This is a genomic window from Staphylococcus sp. GDX8P80P (assembly GCF_017893095.1).
GTDB classification, from domain to species: Bacteria; Bacillota; Bacilli; order Staphylococcales; family Staphylococcaceae; genus Staphylococcus; species Staphylococcus borealis.
On sequence record NZ_JAESMI010000036.1, the window covers coordinates 1 to 16,805 of the forward strand.

At 33.0% G+C, this 16,805-nt stretch carries 14 protein-coding genes and 1 pseudogene; 12 read left to right on the plus strand and 3 right to left on the minus strand.

The window, feature by feature from the left end; all coding sequences use genetic code 11:
* Positions 1-258: 258 nt before the first annotated feature.
* The 10 genes and pseudogenes from KA858_RS12785 to brnQ3 form a co-directional block, all read left to right on the plus strand.
* A pseudogene (locus KA858_RS12785) lies at positions 259-365 on the plus strand (hypothetical protein); the annotation flags it as partial.
* A 358-nt stretch (positions 366-723) separates the two neighbouring features.
* On the plus strand, positions 724-1,383 hold the full coding sequence (locus KA858_RS04590; protein ID WP_053030862.1) for a response regulator transcription factor: 660 nt from the start codon (positions 724-726) through the stop codon (positions 1,381-1,383).
* Complete coding sequence (locus KA858_RS04595) at positions 1,380-2,741, plus strand: HAMP domain-containing sensor histidine kinase (RefSeq protein ID WP_210125759.1); 1,362 nt, start codon at positions 1,380-1,382, stop codon at positions 2,739-2,741. The genes KA858_RS04590 and KA858_RS04595 overlap by 4 nt, the downstream gene beginning before the upstream one ends.
* Positions 2,742-3,206: 465 nt before the next feature.
* On the plus strand, positions 3,207-6,011 hold the full coding sequence (locus tag KA858_RS04600) for a 2-oxoglutarate dehydrogenase E1 component (RefSeq protein ID WP_210135133.1): 2,805 nt from the start codon (positions 3,207-3,209) through the stop codon (positions 6,009-6,011).
* A gap of 15 nt (positions 6,012-6,026) precedes the next feature.
* Positions 6,027-7,298, plus strand: a complete 1,272-nt coding sequence (gene sucB, locus KA858_RS04605; protein ID WP_193839347.1) for a dihydrolipoyllysine-residue succinyltransferase — start codon at positions 6,027-6,029, stop codon at positions 7,296-7,298.
* Between the two features lie 820 nt (positions 7,299-8,118).
* Complete coding sequence (locus tag KA858_RS04610) at positions 8,119-8,925, plus strand: VOC family protein (protein ID WP_107630275.1); 807 nt, start codon at positions 8,119-8,121, stop codon at positions 8,923-8,925.
* A 35-nt stretch (positions 8,926-8,960) separates the two neighbouring features.
* Positions 8,961-9,164: a DUF6501 family protein gene (locus KA858_RS04615; RefSeq protein WP_075108497.1), complete on the plus strand. Its 204-nt coding sequence runs from the start codon at positions 8,961-8,963 to the stop codon at positions 9,162-9,164.
* Between the two features lie 156 nt (positions 9,165-9,320).
* Positions 9,321-10,112 (plus strand): ATP-binding protein, encoded by a 792-nt coding sequence (locus KA858_RS04620; RefSeq protein WP_053030879.1) that lies wholly within the window; start codon positions 9,321-9,323, stop codon positions 10,110-10,112.
* 12 nt (positions 10,113-10,124) lie between these two features.
* Positions 10,125-12,014: a vWA domain-containing protein gene (locus KA858_RS04625; protein WP_193839348.1), complete on the plus strand. Its 1,890-nt coding sequence runs from the start codon at positions 10,125-10,127 to the stop codon at positions 12,012-12,014.
* A gap of 129 nt (positions 12,015-12,143) precedes the next feature.
* Positions 12,144-13,487 (plus strand): branched-chain amino acid-like transporter carrier protein BrnQ3, encoded by a 1,344-nt coding sequence (gene brnQ3, locus KA858_RS04630; RefSeq protein ID WP_210135134.1) that lies wholly within the window; start codon positions 12,144-12,146, stop codon positions 13,485-13,487.
* An 85-nt stretch (positions 13,488-13,572) separates the two neighbouring features.
* Here brnQ3 and KA858_RS04635 read toward each other — a convergent pair whose 3' ends face one another.
* From KA858_RS04635 to KA858_RS04645, 3 genes are read right to left on the minus strand one after another with little or no spacing between them, the layout of a single operon-like run.
* Positions 13,573-14,742, minus strand: coding sequence for a toxic anion resistance protein (locus tag KA858_RS04635; protein WP_210135135.1), 1,170 nt, complete (start codon positions 14,740-14,742; stop codon positions 13,573-13,575).
* 27 nt (positions 14,743-14,769) lie between these two features.
* Complete coding sequence (locus tag KA858_RS04640; protein ID WP_210135136.1) at positions 14,770-15,396, minus strand: 5-bromo-4-chloroindolyl phosphate hydrolysis family protein; 627 nt, start codon at positions 15,394-15,396, stop codon at positions 14,770-14,772.
* Between the two features lie 21 nt (positions 15,397-15,417).
* Entirely contained in the window at positions 15,418-15,687 is a 270-nt protein-coding gene (locus KA858_RS04645) for an acylphosphatase (protein WP_210135137.1), read from the minus strand.
* Between the two features lie 163 nt (positions 15,688-15,850).
* On the opposite strand from KA858_RS04645, the gene msaA reads away from it, so the two are divergent.
* Positions 15,851-16,159 carry a regulatory protein MsaA gene (msaA, locus tag KA858_RS04650; RefSeq protein WP_210135138.1) on the plus strand — a complete coding sequence of 103 codons (309 nt, stop codon included), beginning with the start codon at positions 15,851-15,853 and terminating at the stop codon, positions 16,157-16,159.
* 204 nt (positions 16,160-16,363) lie between these two features.
* Positions 16,364-16,564, plus strand: a complete 201-nt coding sequence (gene cspA, locus KA858_RS04655; RefSeq protein WP_002433901.1) for a cold shock protein CspA — start codon at positions 16,364-16,366, stop codon at positions 16,562-16,564.
* The last annotated feature ends 241 nt before the right edge of the window (positions 16,565-16,805 follow it).

Here is a 16,805-nt window from a genome sequence, read left to right on the forward strand (position 1 = left end):
CAAGCAAAGCAAGCTGGGAGTGGACAACGAATTTAAAAAGAATTCTGTCCCACTCCCTTCTATTTTAAAGTCATATGAATACAGTATTCATGAATTAATCACGCCTTTGAAATTTAAATATATCATTCTCAACACTACATATAAAAAAAGCAGTGAACCTCGGCATTAGATTCACTGCTTTTTATTAAAACGTTTAAAGTAAGTTTGAAACTTTAACGTTAGTCTTTTACGGGCATATAAAAGGGGAATAACTTGAAAATGACCAATCCTTTAAGAACGAAATATATGTGGGGGGAATTGTCTTATTCGGTATTGATAATCATTTTCAAATACTATTATACATTATTGATAATCATTGTCAATTATAATTGCGAAAAATTCTCAATTAAATTTGATTATCTATTTACAATTTCAATCATTTATCTAATTTCAATCTCCGATGTGATAAAATGTAGGTTATGTTATGATAAAGTGCATTTGACTTAGTTCGAGCCAAAATGATTAATTTGATGATGAACTAGCAAATTTACAATAGATGACTGAATTTAGAAAGTATTTTAATTAAACTTTTCTCAATACTAGTCATTCTTGTGACGACTTCCCGTCAAAGCGCATTTCTAGATGAGCAATGCAAGTTGGAAATCAGAACATTAGCATTTAGAATTCTGTCACGCTCACTTTTAAAACTAAGATTAATGCATCTAAAAAGAGGTGGAAATAAAAATGACCAACATTCTTATTGTTGAAGATGAACAGAACTTAGCTCGCTTCTTAGAACTAGAATTAACGCACGATAATTATAGTGTAGATATAGAATATGAAGGGCAATCAGGACTTGATAAAGCGTTAAGTAACAATTATGACTTAATCATATTAGACTTAATGTTACCAAATATAAATGGTTTAGAAATATGTCGTCGTGTGAGACAGGAACAATCAACACCAATCATTATTATTACAGCGAAGAGTGATACATATGATAAAGTGACTGGCTTAGATTATGGTGCTGATGATTATATTGTAAAGCCCTTTGAAATTGAAGAACTCTTTGCACGTATTCGAGCAGTATTACGCCGTCAACCTCAGAAAGATATTATTGATATTAATGGTATTAAAATAGATGTTGATGCGTTTAAAGTTACAATCAATGGCGAACAGTTAGATTTCACTAAGACTGAATACGATTTACTCTATTTGTTAGCAACTAACCGAAATCGTGTGTTACAAAGAGAGCAAATTTTAGATCATGTTTGGGGCTATGATAGTGAAGTCGAAACAAATGTCGTAGATGTCTATATTCGATATTTACGAAACAAACTTAAACCTTTTGATAAAGAAAAAACAATTGAAACCGTTCGCGGTGTCGGGTATGTGATTAGATGATTAAAAAAGGTACGTTAAAATATAAATGGATGATAATTACAACACTGATAATGTTTAGTACCATTATTCTTTTTTGTTTAGTTATCATATTCTTTTTAAAAGACACTTTAAGAGATGGAGAAATAGATGAAGCTGAACACAGTTCTAGTGATATCGTTAATTTAGTTGAATCTCGGTCAATGGATGACATCACAACGTTAGATTTGTCTGCTACTTTAGAGAACTTTGAAAAAGCGATTATTTACGACCGTAATGGTAAACAATTGATGCAATCTTCGAATGAAAATATGATTAATTTCAAACCTGAAGTGGACTTTGTTAATCCTGAAACAATTCAAATTACAAAGCATCATGGCGTGCCATATTTAATCATAACTGAGCCAATACATAGTGACCGTTTTGAAGGTTACAGTGTTTTAATACATTCACTTGAAGGCTACAACAATGTTGTTCGGTCATTGTATTTTGTGGCAATCGCATTTGGCTTATTAGCAACAATCATCATGGCAGGTATTAGTTATATCTTTTCAACGCAATTAACGAAGCCTTTAGTAACAATGTCTAATAAGATGATTCAAATACGTCGTGATGGCTTTCAAAATAAACTTGAGCTTAAGACAAACTATGAGGAAACTGATAATTTAATTGATACCTTTAATGATATGATGTATCAAATTGAAGAATCTTTTAATCAACAACGCCAATTTGTTGAAGATGCTTCTCATGAATTACGTACACCGCTTCAAATCATTCAAGGTCATTTAAATTTAATTCAACGTTGGGGCAAAAAGGATCCGGCCGTCCTTGAAGAATCTTTGAATATTTCACTTGAAGAAATGAACCGAATAACAAAACTAGTAGAAGAATTATTGTTACTAACTAAAGATAAAGTGAACAATCAAGCTTTAGAGTTTGAAGAAGTAAACATCAATGAGGAAATACGTTCACGTATTAAATCTTTAAAACAATTGCATCCAGATTATGAATTTGAAACACATTTGTCCAAGAAGCCATTAACATTACAAATCAACCGTCATCAATTTGAACAACTGTTACTGATTTTTATAGATAATGCGATGAAGTATGATAAAGATAATAAGCAAATCGAAATAGCGACGCAATTAAGAAATAAACAAATCAGTATTGAAATTACAGACCATGGCCTCGGCATTCCTAAAGAAGATCAAGAATTTATTTTTGACCGTTTTTATAGAGTGGATAAATCACGAGCGAGAAGCCAAGGTGGTAATGGACTAGGTCTTTCAATTGCTGAGAAGATTGTTCAGCAGTATGGTGGTTACATTACGGTTGATAGTGAAGTAAACAAATACACAACGTTCAAAATTATATTCAAATAACGACATTAATTCAAAAGCCTGGGACAAGTACGATGTCTCAGGCTACAAATACATATTGGCAGTAGTTGACTGAGTTAAACATGCACTTACAACAACCATTTTTTAATTTTAGCCCACCTTGCCAGCGAAGCGCCCCAGCAAAGAGATTTTCATCAAGAAATTCTAAAAGCTAAGCAAGCCGGGAGAGGACCAGAAATCAATTTTCAAAACTTTATTTCTGGTCCTCTCCCTTTTTCTTCTTGATCATTTATCTACACTAAGATTAACCAAACCTCATGTTCCAATTTCAATTCTACTTTTTTATCGTTATCTCGTTAATCTTTACTAATAATTAGATAAATTTAGTGTACCTATTTTAGTTATTTTGTTTTTTCCATAATATTCTGTTAATGGACTTTATCAATGCTAGAAATAGTGCTATTATTGACCTGTAAGCGGTTTAACTATTTTGTGGAGGGTAATATTATGGCAAAGGATAACAAGGATGTTACAGAAGCTCCTGTAAACTTTGGCGCTAATCTAGGTCTAATGTTAGATTTATATGATGATTACTTACAAGACCCAAGTTCGGTTCCAGATGATTTACAAGTGCTTTTCAGCACAATAAAAAATGGCGAAGCTCACGTTGAAGCTAAGTCTACCACTGAAGGGAGTGGTTCATCAGCAGGCGACGGTACAATTAAACGTATTATGCGTTTAATTGATAATATTAGACAATACGGTCACCTTAAAGCTGACATTTACCCTGTTAACGCTCCAGAAAGAACCAATCTTCCTAAGTTAGAAATTGAAGAATTTAACTTAGATAAAGAAACATTGGAGAATGTCTCAGCAGATATCGTATCTGATCATTTCAAAGATATTTATGATAATGCATACGAGGCAATTCAACGAATGGAGAAACGTTATAAAGGGCCAATTGCTTTTGAATATAATCATATTAATAACAATAAAGAACGCACGTGGTTAAAACGTCGTATCGAAACACCTTATAGAGCGAACATCAATAATGACGAAAGAAAGCAATTATTCGATACTTTAGCGCATGTTGAAGGCTTTGAGAAGTATCTGCACAAAAACTTTGTTGGTGCTAAACGATTCTCAATTGAAGGTGTCGATACATTAGTACCAATGTTACAACATACATTAAAGCGTGCAGCTGAAGTTGACATTAATAACATTCAAATTGGTATGGCACACAGAGGTCGTTTAAATGTTTTAACTCACGTACTTGAAAAACCATACGAAATGATGATTTCTGAATTTATGCACACAGACCCAATGAAATTCTTACCTGAAGACGGCAGCCTTGAATTAACTGCTGGTTGGACAGGAGATGTAAAGTATCATTTAGGTGGTGTGAAGACAACTTCATCATACGGTATTGAACAACGTATTTCATTAGCTAATAACCCAAGTCACTTGGAAATCGTTGCGCCAGTTGTAATTGGTAAGACACGTGCATCACAAGATGATACACACCATGCTGGTAAACCAACAACAGACTTCCATAAAGGTATGCCTATTATTATACATGGGGATGCAGCATACCCAGGACAAGGTATTAACTTTGAAACAATGAATTTAAGTAACCTAAATGGTTATTCAACTGGTGGTGCATTACATATCATCACTAATAATAGAATTGGATTTACAACAGAACCAGTGGATGGTCGTTCAACAACGTATTCTACAGATATTGCAAAAGGTTATGATGTACCGATTCTGCATGTAAACGCAGATGATGTAGAAGCAACAATTGAAGCTATTGATATTGCAATGGAATTCCGCAAAGAATTTCATAAAGATTTTGTAATTGATTTAGTTGGTTATCGTCGATACGGGCATAATGAAATGGATGAACCTTCAATTACAAATCCACTTCCATACCAAAACATTCGCAAACATGATTCTGTTGAAATCATCTATGGAAATCAATTGGTAGCGGATGGCGTTATTTCTAAGGAACAAATGGATGACGTTATGGATAAAGTTCAAAAAGAAATGCGTGCTGCCCAAGATAAGATTGATAAATCAGATAAAATGGATAATCCAGATATGGAGAAACCTGAATCATTAAAAGAACCATTGCAAAGTGATGATAAAGATTTCTCAATAGATCATCTCAAAGAAATCAATGATGCTATGCTTTCATATCCTGAAGATTTCCACATACTAAAAAAACTTAATAAAGTACTTGAAAAACGTCGAGAACCTTTTGAAAAAGAAAATGGTTTAGTTGATTGGGCTCAAGCAGAGCAACTTGCTTTTGCAACCATCGTTCAAGATGGCATTTCTGTTCGCCTAACAGGACAAGATAGTGAACGTGGTACATTCAGTCATAGACATGCAGTGCTACATGATGAAGAAAATGGTGATACTTATACTCCGTTGCATCATGTACCTAATCAAAAAGCGACATTTGAAGTGCACAACAGTCCATTATCTGAAGCTGCCGTGGTTGGTTTCGAGTATGGTTATAATGTTGAGAATAAAAATAGTATGAATATTTGGGAAGCGCAGTATGGAGACTTCTCAAATATGGCTCAAATGATGTTTGATAATTTCATGTCATCAGCTCGTGCGAAGTGGGGAGAACGAAGTGGCTTAACACTATTCTTACCGCACGCATTTGAAGGTCAAGGCCCTGAACACTCTTCAGCACGTTTAGAAAGATTTTTACAATTAGCTGCAGAGAATAACAGTACGGTCGTTAACTTATCAAGTTCAAGCAACTATTTCCATCTATTACGAGCACAAGCTAAAAGTTTGGGCACTGAAGCGATGAGACCTCTGATTGTAATGTCTCCGAAAAGTTTATTAAGAAATAAAACAGTGGCTAAGCCTATTGATCAATTCACTACAGGTGGCTTCAAACCAATTATTGTTGAGGATGGAAATAAAGACAAAGTGACTAAACTCGTACTAGCTTCAGGTAAAATGTTTATTGATTTAAAAGAACATTTAGCTAAAAATCCTGACGATTCAATTTTACTAGTTGCAGTTGAACGTTTATATCCATTCCCTGAAGGGGAAATTAAAGAAGTATTAAATGAATCACCAAATCTTGAGACTGTATCTTGGGTTCAAGAAGAACCTAAAAACCAAGGGGCTTGGTTGTTTGTTTATCCTTACTTAAAATCACTTGTAGGTAACCAATATAATTTAAGTTATCATGGTAGAATACAACGTGCAGCACCAGCTGAAGGTGATGGAGAAATTCATAAGCTTGTTCAAAATCAAATCATTGAAAGTAGTATTGAAAAATAACTAGGGGGAAATATTATGCCAGAGGTAAAAGTTCCAGAATTAGCAGAATCTATAACAGAGGGTACCATTGCAGAATGGTTAAAAAATGTGGGAGATAGCGTTGAAAAAGGCGAAGCTATTTTAGAATTAGAAACAGATAAAGTTAACGTTGAAGTAGTTTCTGAAGAAGAAGGTGTGCTTCAAGAACAGTTAGCTTCAGAAGGCGATACAGTAGAAGTTGGTCAAGTCATCGCTACGGTTGGTGAAGGTAGTGGAAATCCAACAGCAAGTAAATCAGAGCCGTCAGACGACGCTCAATCTAATAGTTCAGATGATAGCGGTAAGAAAGACGCACAACCAACTGAACCACAATCTAATAAAGAAGAGGAACCATCATCTTCTAACAATCAACGTATTAATGCGACACCATCAGCACGTCGTCATGCACGTGAAAATGGCGTGGATTTAAGTACTGTTTCTGGAAAAGGAAATGATGTTGTTCGTAAAGATGATGTTGAAAATAGCCAAAAATCAACTCAATCACAACCTTCTCAAGAAGCTAGCAAAAAAGAAGCACCTAAAAAAGCTTCAAGTGCGCCTAATAAACCAGTAATTAGAGAAAAAATGTCACGTAGAAAGAAAACAGCTGCTAAAAAATTATTAGAAGTATCTAATAATACAGCTATGCTAACGACGTTTAATGAAGTTGACATGACAAACGTAATGGAATTACGTAAGCGTAAAAAAGAACAATTTATTAAAGATCATGATGGTACAAAATTAGGATTCATGTCATTCTTCACTAAAGCCGCTGTCGCAGCATTGAAGAAATATCCAGAAGTAAATGCTGAAATTGATGGCGATGATATGATTACTAAACAATATTATGATATTGGTGTCGCTGTTTCTACTGATGATGGTCTATTAGTTCCATTCGTACGAGACTGTGATAAGAAAAACTTTGCAGAACTTGAAAGAGCGATTGCTGACCTAGCAGTTAAAGCGCGAGAGAAAAAACTCGGCCTAGATGATATGGTCAATGGTTCATTTACAATCACTAATGGTGGTGTATTTGGATCAATGATGAGTACACCTATTATCAACGGTAATCAAGCAGCAATTCTTGGTATGCACTCTATTATTACTCGACCAATTGCAATCGATAAAGATACTATTGAAAATAGACCTATGATGTACATTGCTTTAAGTTATGACCACAGAATTATTGATGGTAAAGAAGCAGTAGGATTCTTAAAAACGATAAAAGAATTGATCGAAAGCCCTGAAGACCTACTATTAGAAAGCTAATCATAACGGAAAATAACCTCAAACTAATATTGATAAGGATGAGACATAAATAATTTAATGAAGCTATTTTGCAAATTCGCAGTAGCTGACTGAACTGAGAAGACGCTTAAATCAAGCTTTTCTCAGTTCTAATCATCCTTTTGGGGGTGGGACAACGAATTTAAAAAGAATTCTGTCCCACTCTCTTCTTTATTTACGATACTTCCTATTGGTAGCTCGCTAGTCCAACTTTCTATGTTTGAAAACTGTTTATTCGATATTTTCTATGGTGGGCCCCACACTTAACTCCGTTTCATGATCCATTTTAGAACTACTTAAGCCGGGTTAACCATTTTACAAAATTCACAGTAGCTGACTGTACTGAAAAGGCATTTGAACATACAACAACCTTAGAATAACTCATTATTAATAAGCAGTCGAAACTATGTTAATTTGTATCTTTAGGCTGTGTAAGTATGGCGTTAAATGGTAAATACTTCTGCTCACATATTTATCACACTCAAACTGCAAAATGTTGCGAATACAAATATAACCATGCAAAACGAACTATCGCAAAAATTTGAACAAACTAATATAACGATAATATTTCACTATAAATAGCCCCCCTTCCTATTCATCAAAGGATAGGGGAGTAGTTATATCTTTGTTTTATAGGATATTAAATTTATTTTATAAACAAACTTCAATAGAGTTTATATTTATGCAATACGTTTTTTGTACTTCTTAGAATTCGCCAATGCTTTATGTAGTTCATGATATAAATCGTATTTAAAATGCGTTATAATGAATAGGAAAAGACAAATATTAGGGGTGTCATTGCATGAGTGGACTTAGAAGTGTCACATTAGGGACAAGTGATCTTTCTAAAACAAACAAATTATTTAAAGATATTTTAGGACTTAATGTAGCAACTAAAAATAAAGCTTTACGTTTTGGTGATGCAGATTTAAGTCCAGGTACACGAATTCACTTTGTTGAAGTGCCAAATCCTGAATACCAAAACCAACATATCGCTAGTGTTGGTTTAAGAACACCATCTGATTCAGGTTTAGAAGAGTATCAAACCATATTGAAAGATAATGATCTTAAATTTGGTGAAGTAACTGAGTTAAATGGAAATAAGCATTTTAATTTTGAGGATAATAACGACCAAATCTTTGATATTTATTCAAATGAACTTAATACTGGTATAGGTTTAGGTACACCTACTTTTGAAAGTACAGTAAACCCACTTCATCAAATACAGGGTCTGGGACCTATTATTATTAAAGTGAATGAATTACCGGTTACCGCTTCTATTCTGACAAATGTGTTTAACCTAACGCATTATGCCGAATATGAATCGTCAGCTTTTCCTGAAACAATGATTCAAGTGTTTCAAATTGGAGAAGGCGGTTTAGGTGGCGAAATTCATTTATATCAACCTAAAGATCCTATTGAACTAAAAGAAGAAGGTATTGTTGAACAAGTTGAGTTTAGTGCAAACTCTCAAGAGGCATTCGCACATGCGCAAAAGGAATTAGACGATATTGGAATTCCTTATCAAACGTTAGATCAAGGCGATGCTCAGTCATTACGCATTACCGAGAATAGTGGCATCTCGTTTATTTACACATTAGAAAAGTAATACAAAGACAATATGGAGGATTTAAATTTATGGCTATGTTACATGAAACGTGGAAAACACGTACACCAATTAAAAAGGTAGAAGTTATCAATACTGATGCAAAAAAATTCACAGTATCTGATATGTTAACAGTTGGTAAACAATATGATGTGATTAACGAAACCGAAGAATACTATCAAATTATTGATAATTCTGGTTTAGTTGGTGGCTATTACAAATCATATTTTAAAGAAATTTAGTATAAATCGTTATGTATGTTCATGATTAAATTAAGACTTAGGGGTTAACTTTGGATATTAGATGATGTATAGGTTGTGCTAAACAATACATTATCTTCATTCAATTTAATCTCTTAGTCTATTTTTCATTTTAAAGAAGGAGCGTAAGTAATCAAAATGATTAAAAATCAATATATCAATTCAGATGAGTCAGTATTCAATGATGCTAAAGCTTTATTTAGTTTAAATAAGAACATTTTACTAAAAGGACCTACAGGTTCGGGTAAAACAAAATTAGCCGAAACACTTAGTGCTACTGTAGATACACCAATGCATCAAGTTAACTGTTCTGTAGATTTAGATGCTGAAAGTTTACTTGGATTCAAAACAATTAAAACTAATGATCAAGGGCAACAAGAAATTGTGTTTATCGATGGTCCCGTTATTAAAGCCATGCGTGAAGGTCATATCCTTTATATCGATGAAATTAATATGGCTAAACCTGAGACATTGCCAATTCTCAATGGTGTGCTAGATTATCGACGTCAACTTACTAATCCATTTACTGGCGAAGTGATCAAAGCTGCGCCTGGATTCAATGTCATCGCCGCAATTAACGAAGGGTATGTAGGTACACTTCCTATGAATGAAGCTCTAAAAAACCGCTTTGTCGTCATTCAAGTAGATTACATTGATGGTGATATACTTAAAGACGTTATTAAACAGCAAAGCCAACTTCAAGATGATGCAATTATTGAGCAAATCATAAAATTTAATGAAGATTTGCGCACGATGTCTAAACAGGGACAAATTTCTGAAGAAGCAGCAAGTATTAGGGCATTAATTGACTTAAGTGATTTAATTACTGTCATGCCAATTGAACGTGCGATTCAACGTACGATTATTGATAAATTAGAAGATGAGCGTGAACAACAAGCAATCAAAAATGCGATTGAATTAAACTTTTAGAGAGGGATTATTATGAGCGATCGTTTTATCAAATTTAATGATGAGCAATTAGATGCTAAGCAAGTTATGATGTTGCAAGACTTAGCACGCTTACTTCTCAAAAATGAACAAACACAAGTTAAAATTCAAAAATTCCCTTATTATGATCCAATCAATAACACATTGATTACAAGTTGGTTCTGGTCGCACCGTCCCGACCATATAGAGAAAGCTGGACTTAAAACTGATGTCATGCTTGCCGCTTACGGATATCAAATGATGGATGAAACTATTGTTAATAATGTACTTCATGATGATGAATTTGCCCATCCGAAGTTCTATCAACAACTTTTTAGATTACTTGAAGATATGCGTGTGTTTAATCATATTCGTATTGCACGTCCTAGCACAGCTAAATTAATAGATTTACGTTTACAAACGCGATTGTCTTATACGGAGTCTCAAATCAAATTTTATAAGACTAAAACAGTATATACTGACTTGCTATTTTTATATTTAGAAAAAGCATTTCTAAGCCAAAACTTCTATGATATTCCAACCATAGATTCACAATTAGATGATATTTTAAATTCAATGTTTCTGTACTTACCTAACTTTTTCCAAAATGAAACATCAGAAGATAATATGTACTTAGCACAACGCATCATGTTTCAAATCGATGATATATTAAACAAAGATATGTTAAACGAATATTATCATCTTCCTCGTAGGGTATATGAAGCAATCCACGAAATGTCATTTGATGAGTTGAAACGAACAGATGCAAGTAACGTCGACGGTAAAGATAATACATCTGAAGATACCGATGCAGAAACAGCTGAAGCTGAAACAAAAGCTCAAGATAGCAAATCAGAAGGTGGCGCATATCTTGAAATGGAACTTCATGAGGGTGAAAATAGTGAGGTTATGAGTGATAATGATACTGCGCGTGAGGGTGATTCCACAGACGACATGACGGATATGATGACTAAAAAAGGGCGTGGTTCAGAAAATACACTGAACAACGATGAAGGCGGGTTTATTGGTGAGAACGCTTCATTTGCACTTAAAGGAATTAACGAAAATGTTGAAATCAAATGGAATGTACCTGATATTGAACCTGATTTCTTGCCAGCATATCAAGATGTTAAAAATGATGTTCAATTCGAAACGAAAGATTTAATTCAAATTATTAAAAAAACGATTGATCGAGAACATGTAGATGAGCGTCACAATTTAACTAAAGGTCGTTTACAACGAGATTTAACTAATTGGTTTATCGATGACCAATATAAATTATTTTATAAGAAACAAGATTTAAGTAAGACGTTCGATGCTACTTTCACATTACTAATTGATGTGTCTGCAAGTATGTTCGATAAGATGGAGGAAACAATCAAGGGTGTTGTGCTTTTCCATGAAACGCTTAAAGCATTAAATGTTAAGCATGAAATACTGGCATTCAATGAAGATGCATTTGATTCTGATGATCGTAAACAACCTAACATCATTGATGAAATTGTTCATTACGATTATTCAACTATGGAAAAAAGCGGACCACGAATTATGTCATTACACCCGCAAGACGATAACCGTGACGGTGTAGCCATACGTATTGCTAGCGAACGTTTACTAAGAAGAAGTCATAATCAACGTTTCCTAATCGTCTTTTCTGATGGAGAACCTTCAGCTTACAATTATGCGCAAGATGGTATTTTAGACACGTATGAAGGAGTAGAAATGGCACGTAAATATGGTATTGAAGTATTTAATGTGTTCTTGAGTCAAGATGTTATTACAGAAGACATTGAACAAACTATTCATAATATTTATGGACAATATGCCTTATTTGTTGAGGGCGTAGAAAATCTTCCAAGCCATCTATCACCATTACTCAAAAAATTACTACTAAAATCATTTTAAAATTTTGTATAAATATAACCTTAATTATATATCAACTTTTCAAATTTTCTGAAATCACATAGACTTGCAATTCCTTTTTATGCTAGAATGTTTAATATTGCAAACATACACATAAAAAGGAGCAATTCTATGAATAAGAATACTTGGATTGTAGGATTTACGTTATTCGCTATGTTTTTCGGCGCAGGTAATCTTATTTTTCCACCAAATTTAGGTCAAGATAGTGGTCATTTCTTTTGGCCCGCTGTGATTGCATTTTGTTTAACAGGCATTGGCTTACCGTTACTAGGCGTTATTGTAGGCGCTCTAGACAAACAAGGCTACGTAGGTTCTTTAAACAAAATATCACCTAAATTTTCAATTATATTTTTAATTATTATATATTTAACAATCGGACCTCTGTTTGCAATTCCGCGTACAGCTTCAACTTCATTCGAGATGACTGTCACACCAATTGCTCATACAAATAGTAATCTTATACTATTCATATTTACGTTGATTTATTTCCTAATCGTTCTTTACCTTTGTATTAATCCAGGTAAAATTGTAGATCGCATCGGATCATTGTTAACGCCACTATTGTTGATAACAATTTTAGCCATGATTATTAAAGGTTTCGTCGATTATAGTGGTAATACGCCATCTCATGGAAATCAAGTTGATTATAGTTCTGCTATTGGAAGTTTTTCGAAAGGCTTTACAGAAGGTTATTTAACGATGGATGCAATTGCAGCAATTGCTTTCTCAATGATCGTAGTGAATGCAATCAAAGCAACAGGGGTAAAACATGCAGATCAAATATTTAAACAAACAGTAATGTCAGGTTTAATTGCAGCTATAGCACTCATCTTCATATACGTGTCATTAGGATTTATAGGTAATCATATGAACGTAGACAGTGAAACACTTAAAAATTTAACTGCTAAAGATCAAAATGTAGGTGCCTACTTATTAACAACAATGGCAGCAAGTGGTTTTGGTGTCTTTGGTAAATATTTATTAGGTATTATTGTTGCATTAGCTTGTTTGACAACTGCTTGTGGCTTAATAGTGGCTGTAAGTCAGTATTTCAACAGAATATTCCCTAAAGTTTCGTATAAAGCATATACAATATTCTTTACTTTAATTAGTTTTATATTGTCCAATTTAGGTTTAAATGCAGTAATATCCATGTCTGTTCCAGTATTAAGTATTATTTATCCAGTAGCAATAACTGTGGTATTACTTATCTTACTTGCAAGATTTATACCAACTAAGCGAATTGCTCAACAAATACCAATTGTTGTCATTAGTATCGTTTCAATTTTGAGCGTTATTAGTTCTAATGGTTGGGTGAAGATGTCATTTATAGATGCTTTACCATTAAAGCAATATTCATTAGAGTGGTTCCCAATAGCAGTGATTGCTACCATTATTGGTTATATAGTCGCTAAGTTTGTAAAACAGGACTATATTATTTATCAAAAAGAATAGTTCTTTAATAAAATTTACAACAAGTCGAAGACATTAAAAAGCACATCAGACTCAAATTGAGTTGTGATGTGCGTTTGTTTATGTGCTATTCTTTCTTCATAGAAAGTAAGTGTTGTTTTAATTCATCTTCTAAACCAACGAGTTCTTTTTCTGCTTCTTTACGTTTTTGGCGACCATTTTGTTGAATTTGAAGTGTTTGTTCTATCGTTTCGATAATATCGCTTTGTGTCGATTTAAGTGTTTCAATATCAACAATACCGCGCTCATTTTCAGTTGCAGTTTCAATGGCATTTTGTTTTAGCATCGCCGCATTTTGCGTAAGCAAATCATTCGTTGTATCAGTTACAGCACGTTGCGCAGACACTGCATTACGTTGTCTCATCAATGTAAGGGCAATCGCCATTTGATTTTTCCATAGAGGAATACTTGTTAAAATCGAACTTTGAATTTTCTCAGCTAAAGCCTGATTCACATTTTGAATCATACGGATTTGTGGTGCAGTTTGTATTGCAATTTGACGAGATAATTGTAAATCATAAATGCGTTTATCTAAACGATCAACAAATTGTTCCATATCCGCTACAGCTTGGATATCCATTTGATTGCCACTTTGATGCGCATTTGCTTGTAATTTCGGAATATCTTCAGCTTGTATTTCATGTTTTTTTCTTTTAGCAGCAGCAATATATAAATTAACATCATCAAAGTAGTCTTTATTTTGTTGATATAAATCGTCTAATAATTTAATGTCTTTAGATAGATTATTTTTGTGTCTACCAAGCTGAATTGTGATTCTATCAATTTGCGAACTAACAGATTGCATTCTTGAAAATACTTCATTAATAGAAGCTTTCGTACGTTTAAATAAACGTTTCAACTTAGATTGTTTCTCTGGATTTAATTCATCAGGGTTGACGGCTTTTAGTTTTGACATTAGCTGATTAAGTGAATCCCCAACAGGTCCAATATCTTTTGTCTGCACTTCATCCAACATTTTATGCGAGAACTGAGACATGTTTTCTTGTAAATGAGTACCATAAGTTAGTAACCCATCATTATCTAAAGGTTTAATTTGTTGACTAATAGTTTCAATCTTTTGTAGTTCTTTATCAGTAAATTGTTGCTGAAAATCGTCTAAAACTGTATTATCATGTGCTAGGTTAATGTTGTTTTCATTATTTAAATTATTAAACTGTTGTTGTTCTATATAATCATCTAATGGATGTGCGTTGTTAAATTGTTCATCTCGAGACATTTAAATAAATCGCTCCATTTCTTTATTCTATTTATCTTTATGACGTGTTTGTTCCAATTTATTAAGTTGCATTTCAACATCTAGACGTTCGTAATCATCTTCATTGATTCTCTTCAAATCAGCAATTAGTGTACGTTTCACTTCATCTAGCGTAATACGTGTTTGTTCTAATTTTTGCCTTTCTTCAACTGATTTTTTTGGCATTTTAGCCAGTCGAGTATATGACTCAATTAAATTTAAAGCATTGTCTATATGTGAATAAAAGAAACTTTCAACTTTAAAGAACATTGCTGGTCGTTGTTTAACAGCAAAGTGAATAGACTTTGATATTCTATAGATATCATTTATTTGTCTAAAATCCTGAATAGATCTTACATTAATAAATGACTTCAATATAGTACGTATCTTGCCTTGGGTTTGCTTTAAATGGTTTCTCACGTAATAATAGTCTCTTCGTGAAAGGCCAATTTCTGTTAAATACTTCTTAGACGTAAGTCGTTGAGTAGGGAAGTAGGACACAAAAAACATCCCAATTCCTATTAAACCATCAATAATGAATGATAAATCAAAGCCAAAAACGCTGATCAACCATGACACTATTGCTACTGGAACGCCCACAATCACGCCAAAAAGTCGAGAAATATTGTATCTCAAATGACATCTTCCTTTTTATATTTAAATCGATTTAAAGTCTGTAAAATCTTCACTCAAATTAGTTTCTTCAAGTTCATAGTGTGTAACATGTGAAGCAGGTGATGCACCATTGATCACAGCATTAATAAACTGATCAATATTATCGTCATTACCTATTGCATATATTTCAACATAATCATCTACATTCTGAACTGTACCTTTAACATAATATTTGTTTGCTAATCTTTGCGTAAAATATCGAAAACCTACACCTTGAACAGTTCCAAACACTTGTAAATGCTTTTGCTTCATAGTATCACCTCTTACACTTATTATACGTAGTTTTATACTAAAAAACTAATATTAACTATTGAATCAAGAGGCTATCAGTCAAAAGTATGAGCCGTTATATTTTTAATTCAGATATAAAATAGTTAAAATAAGTATTATAGGTTAATTGAGAGGGGATTTATATATGTGGACAGTTACCAAGATCAGAGCTGACTACGAGGGATGGTGGTTATTTAGTGACTGGACAGATAAAATTGTTGAACAACATCAATTTTCAACGTATGCTGAAATGATTGATTACTATAAAGATATAATTACAAAAAGTAAAAATGATTATGATAATTATGTTGTTGGTAAATACAATATTCATGCATTTTATAACAACTGTGATTTAAACTTTTGTGAAGATTGTGAAGAAGACTTACAAATATTTTATAGTTTTATTGTATTAAATAATAAAGAAGTATATTATAATCTACCAAAAATTAATTAAAAGATAATTTTCTATAATTGTATTGCAATTTGGTAAGAACTAACATATAATTACTACTAAGCAATGGTTTTATTCCATATTGCAAAGAATATCTGTAAGAGTTATTTATAGCGTTTCGTTATTCATACATAATTGTCACATGTATTTTTTGTAATATGCGAATAATGCATATTGAAAGAATTTAGTCTTGGAGGTTTCAGAATTATGAAACAAGGTACAGTTAAATGGTTTAACGCTGAAAAAGGTTTTGGTTTTATCGAAGTTGAAGGTGAAAACGATGTATTCGTACACTTCTCAGCAATTAACCAAGATGGTTACAAATCATTAGAAGAAGGTCAATCAGTTGAATTTGAAGTAGTTGAAGGCGACCGCGGTCCTCAAGCTGCAAACGTTGTAAAACTATAATAAATAGATTGTAAAATATTGACTTTAGTAACACCTTACCAAGATGTAAGGTGTTTTTTATTTTGGTTCTACGCAAACATCGGTTGATAAATAAAAAAATTATGGCTCTATAATAAATTGGACTGATGACTAAAATCATCTGTCCAATTTTTATGTTTTGAATACAAAAATAGCGCAATTACCTCTATAATTATTAGTTACCACAACAAATAAAAAAGGAAGGTAATGCGCCTATGTGTAA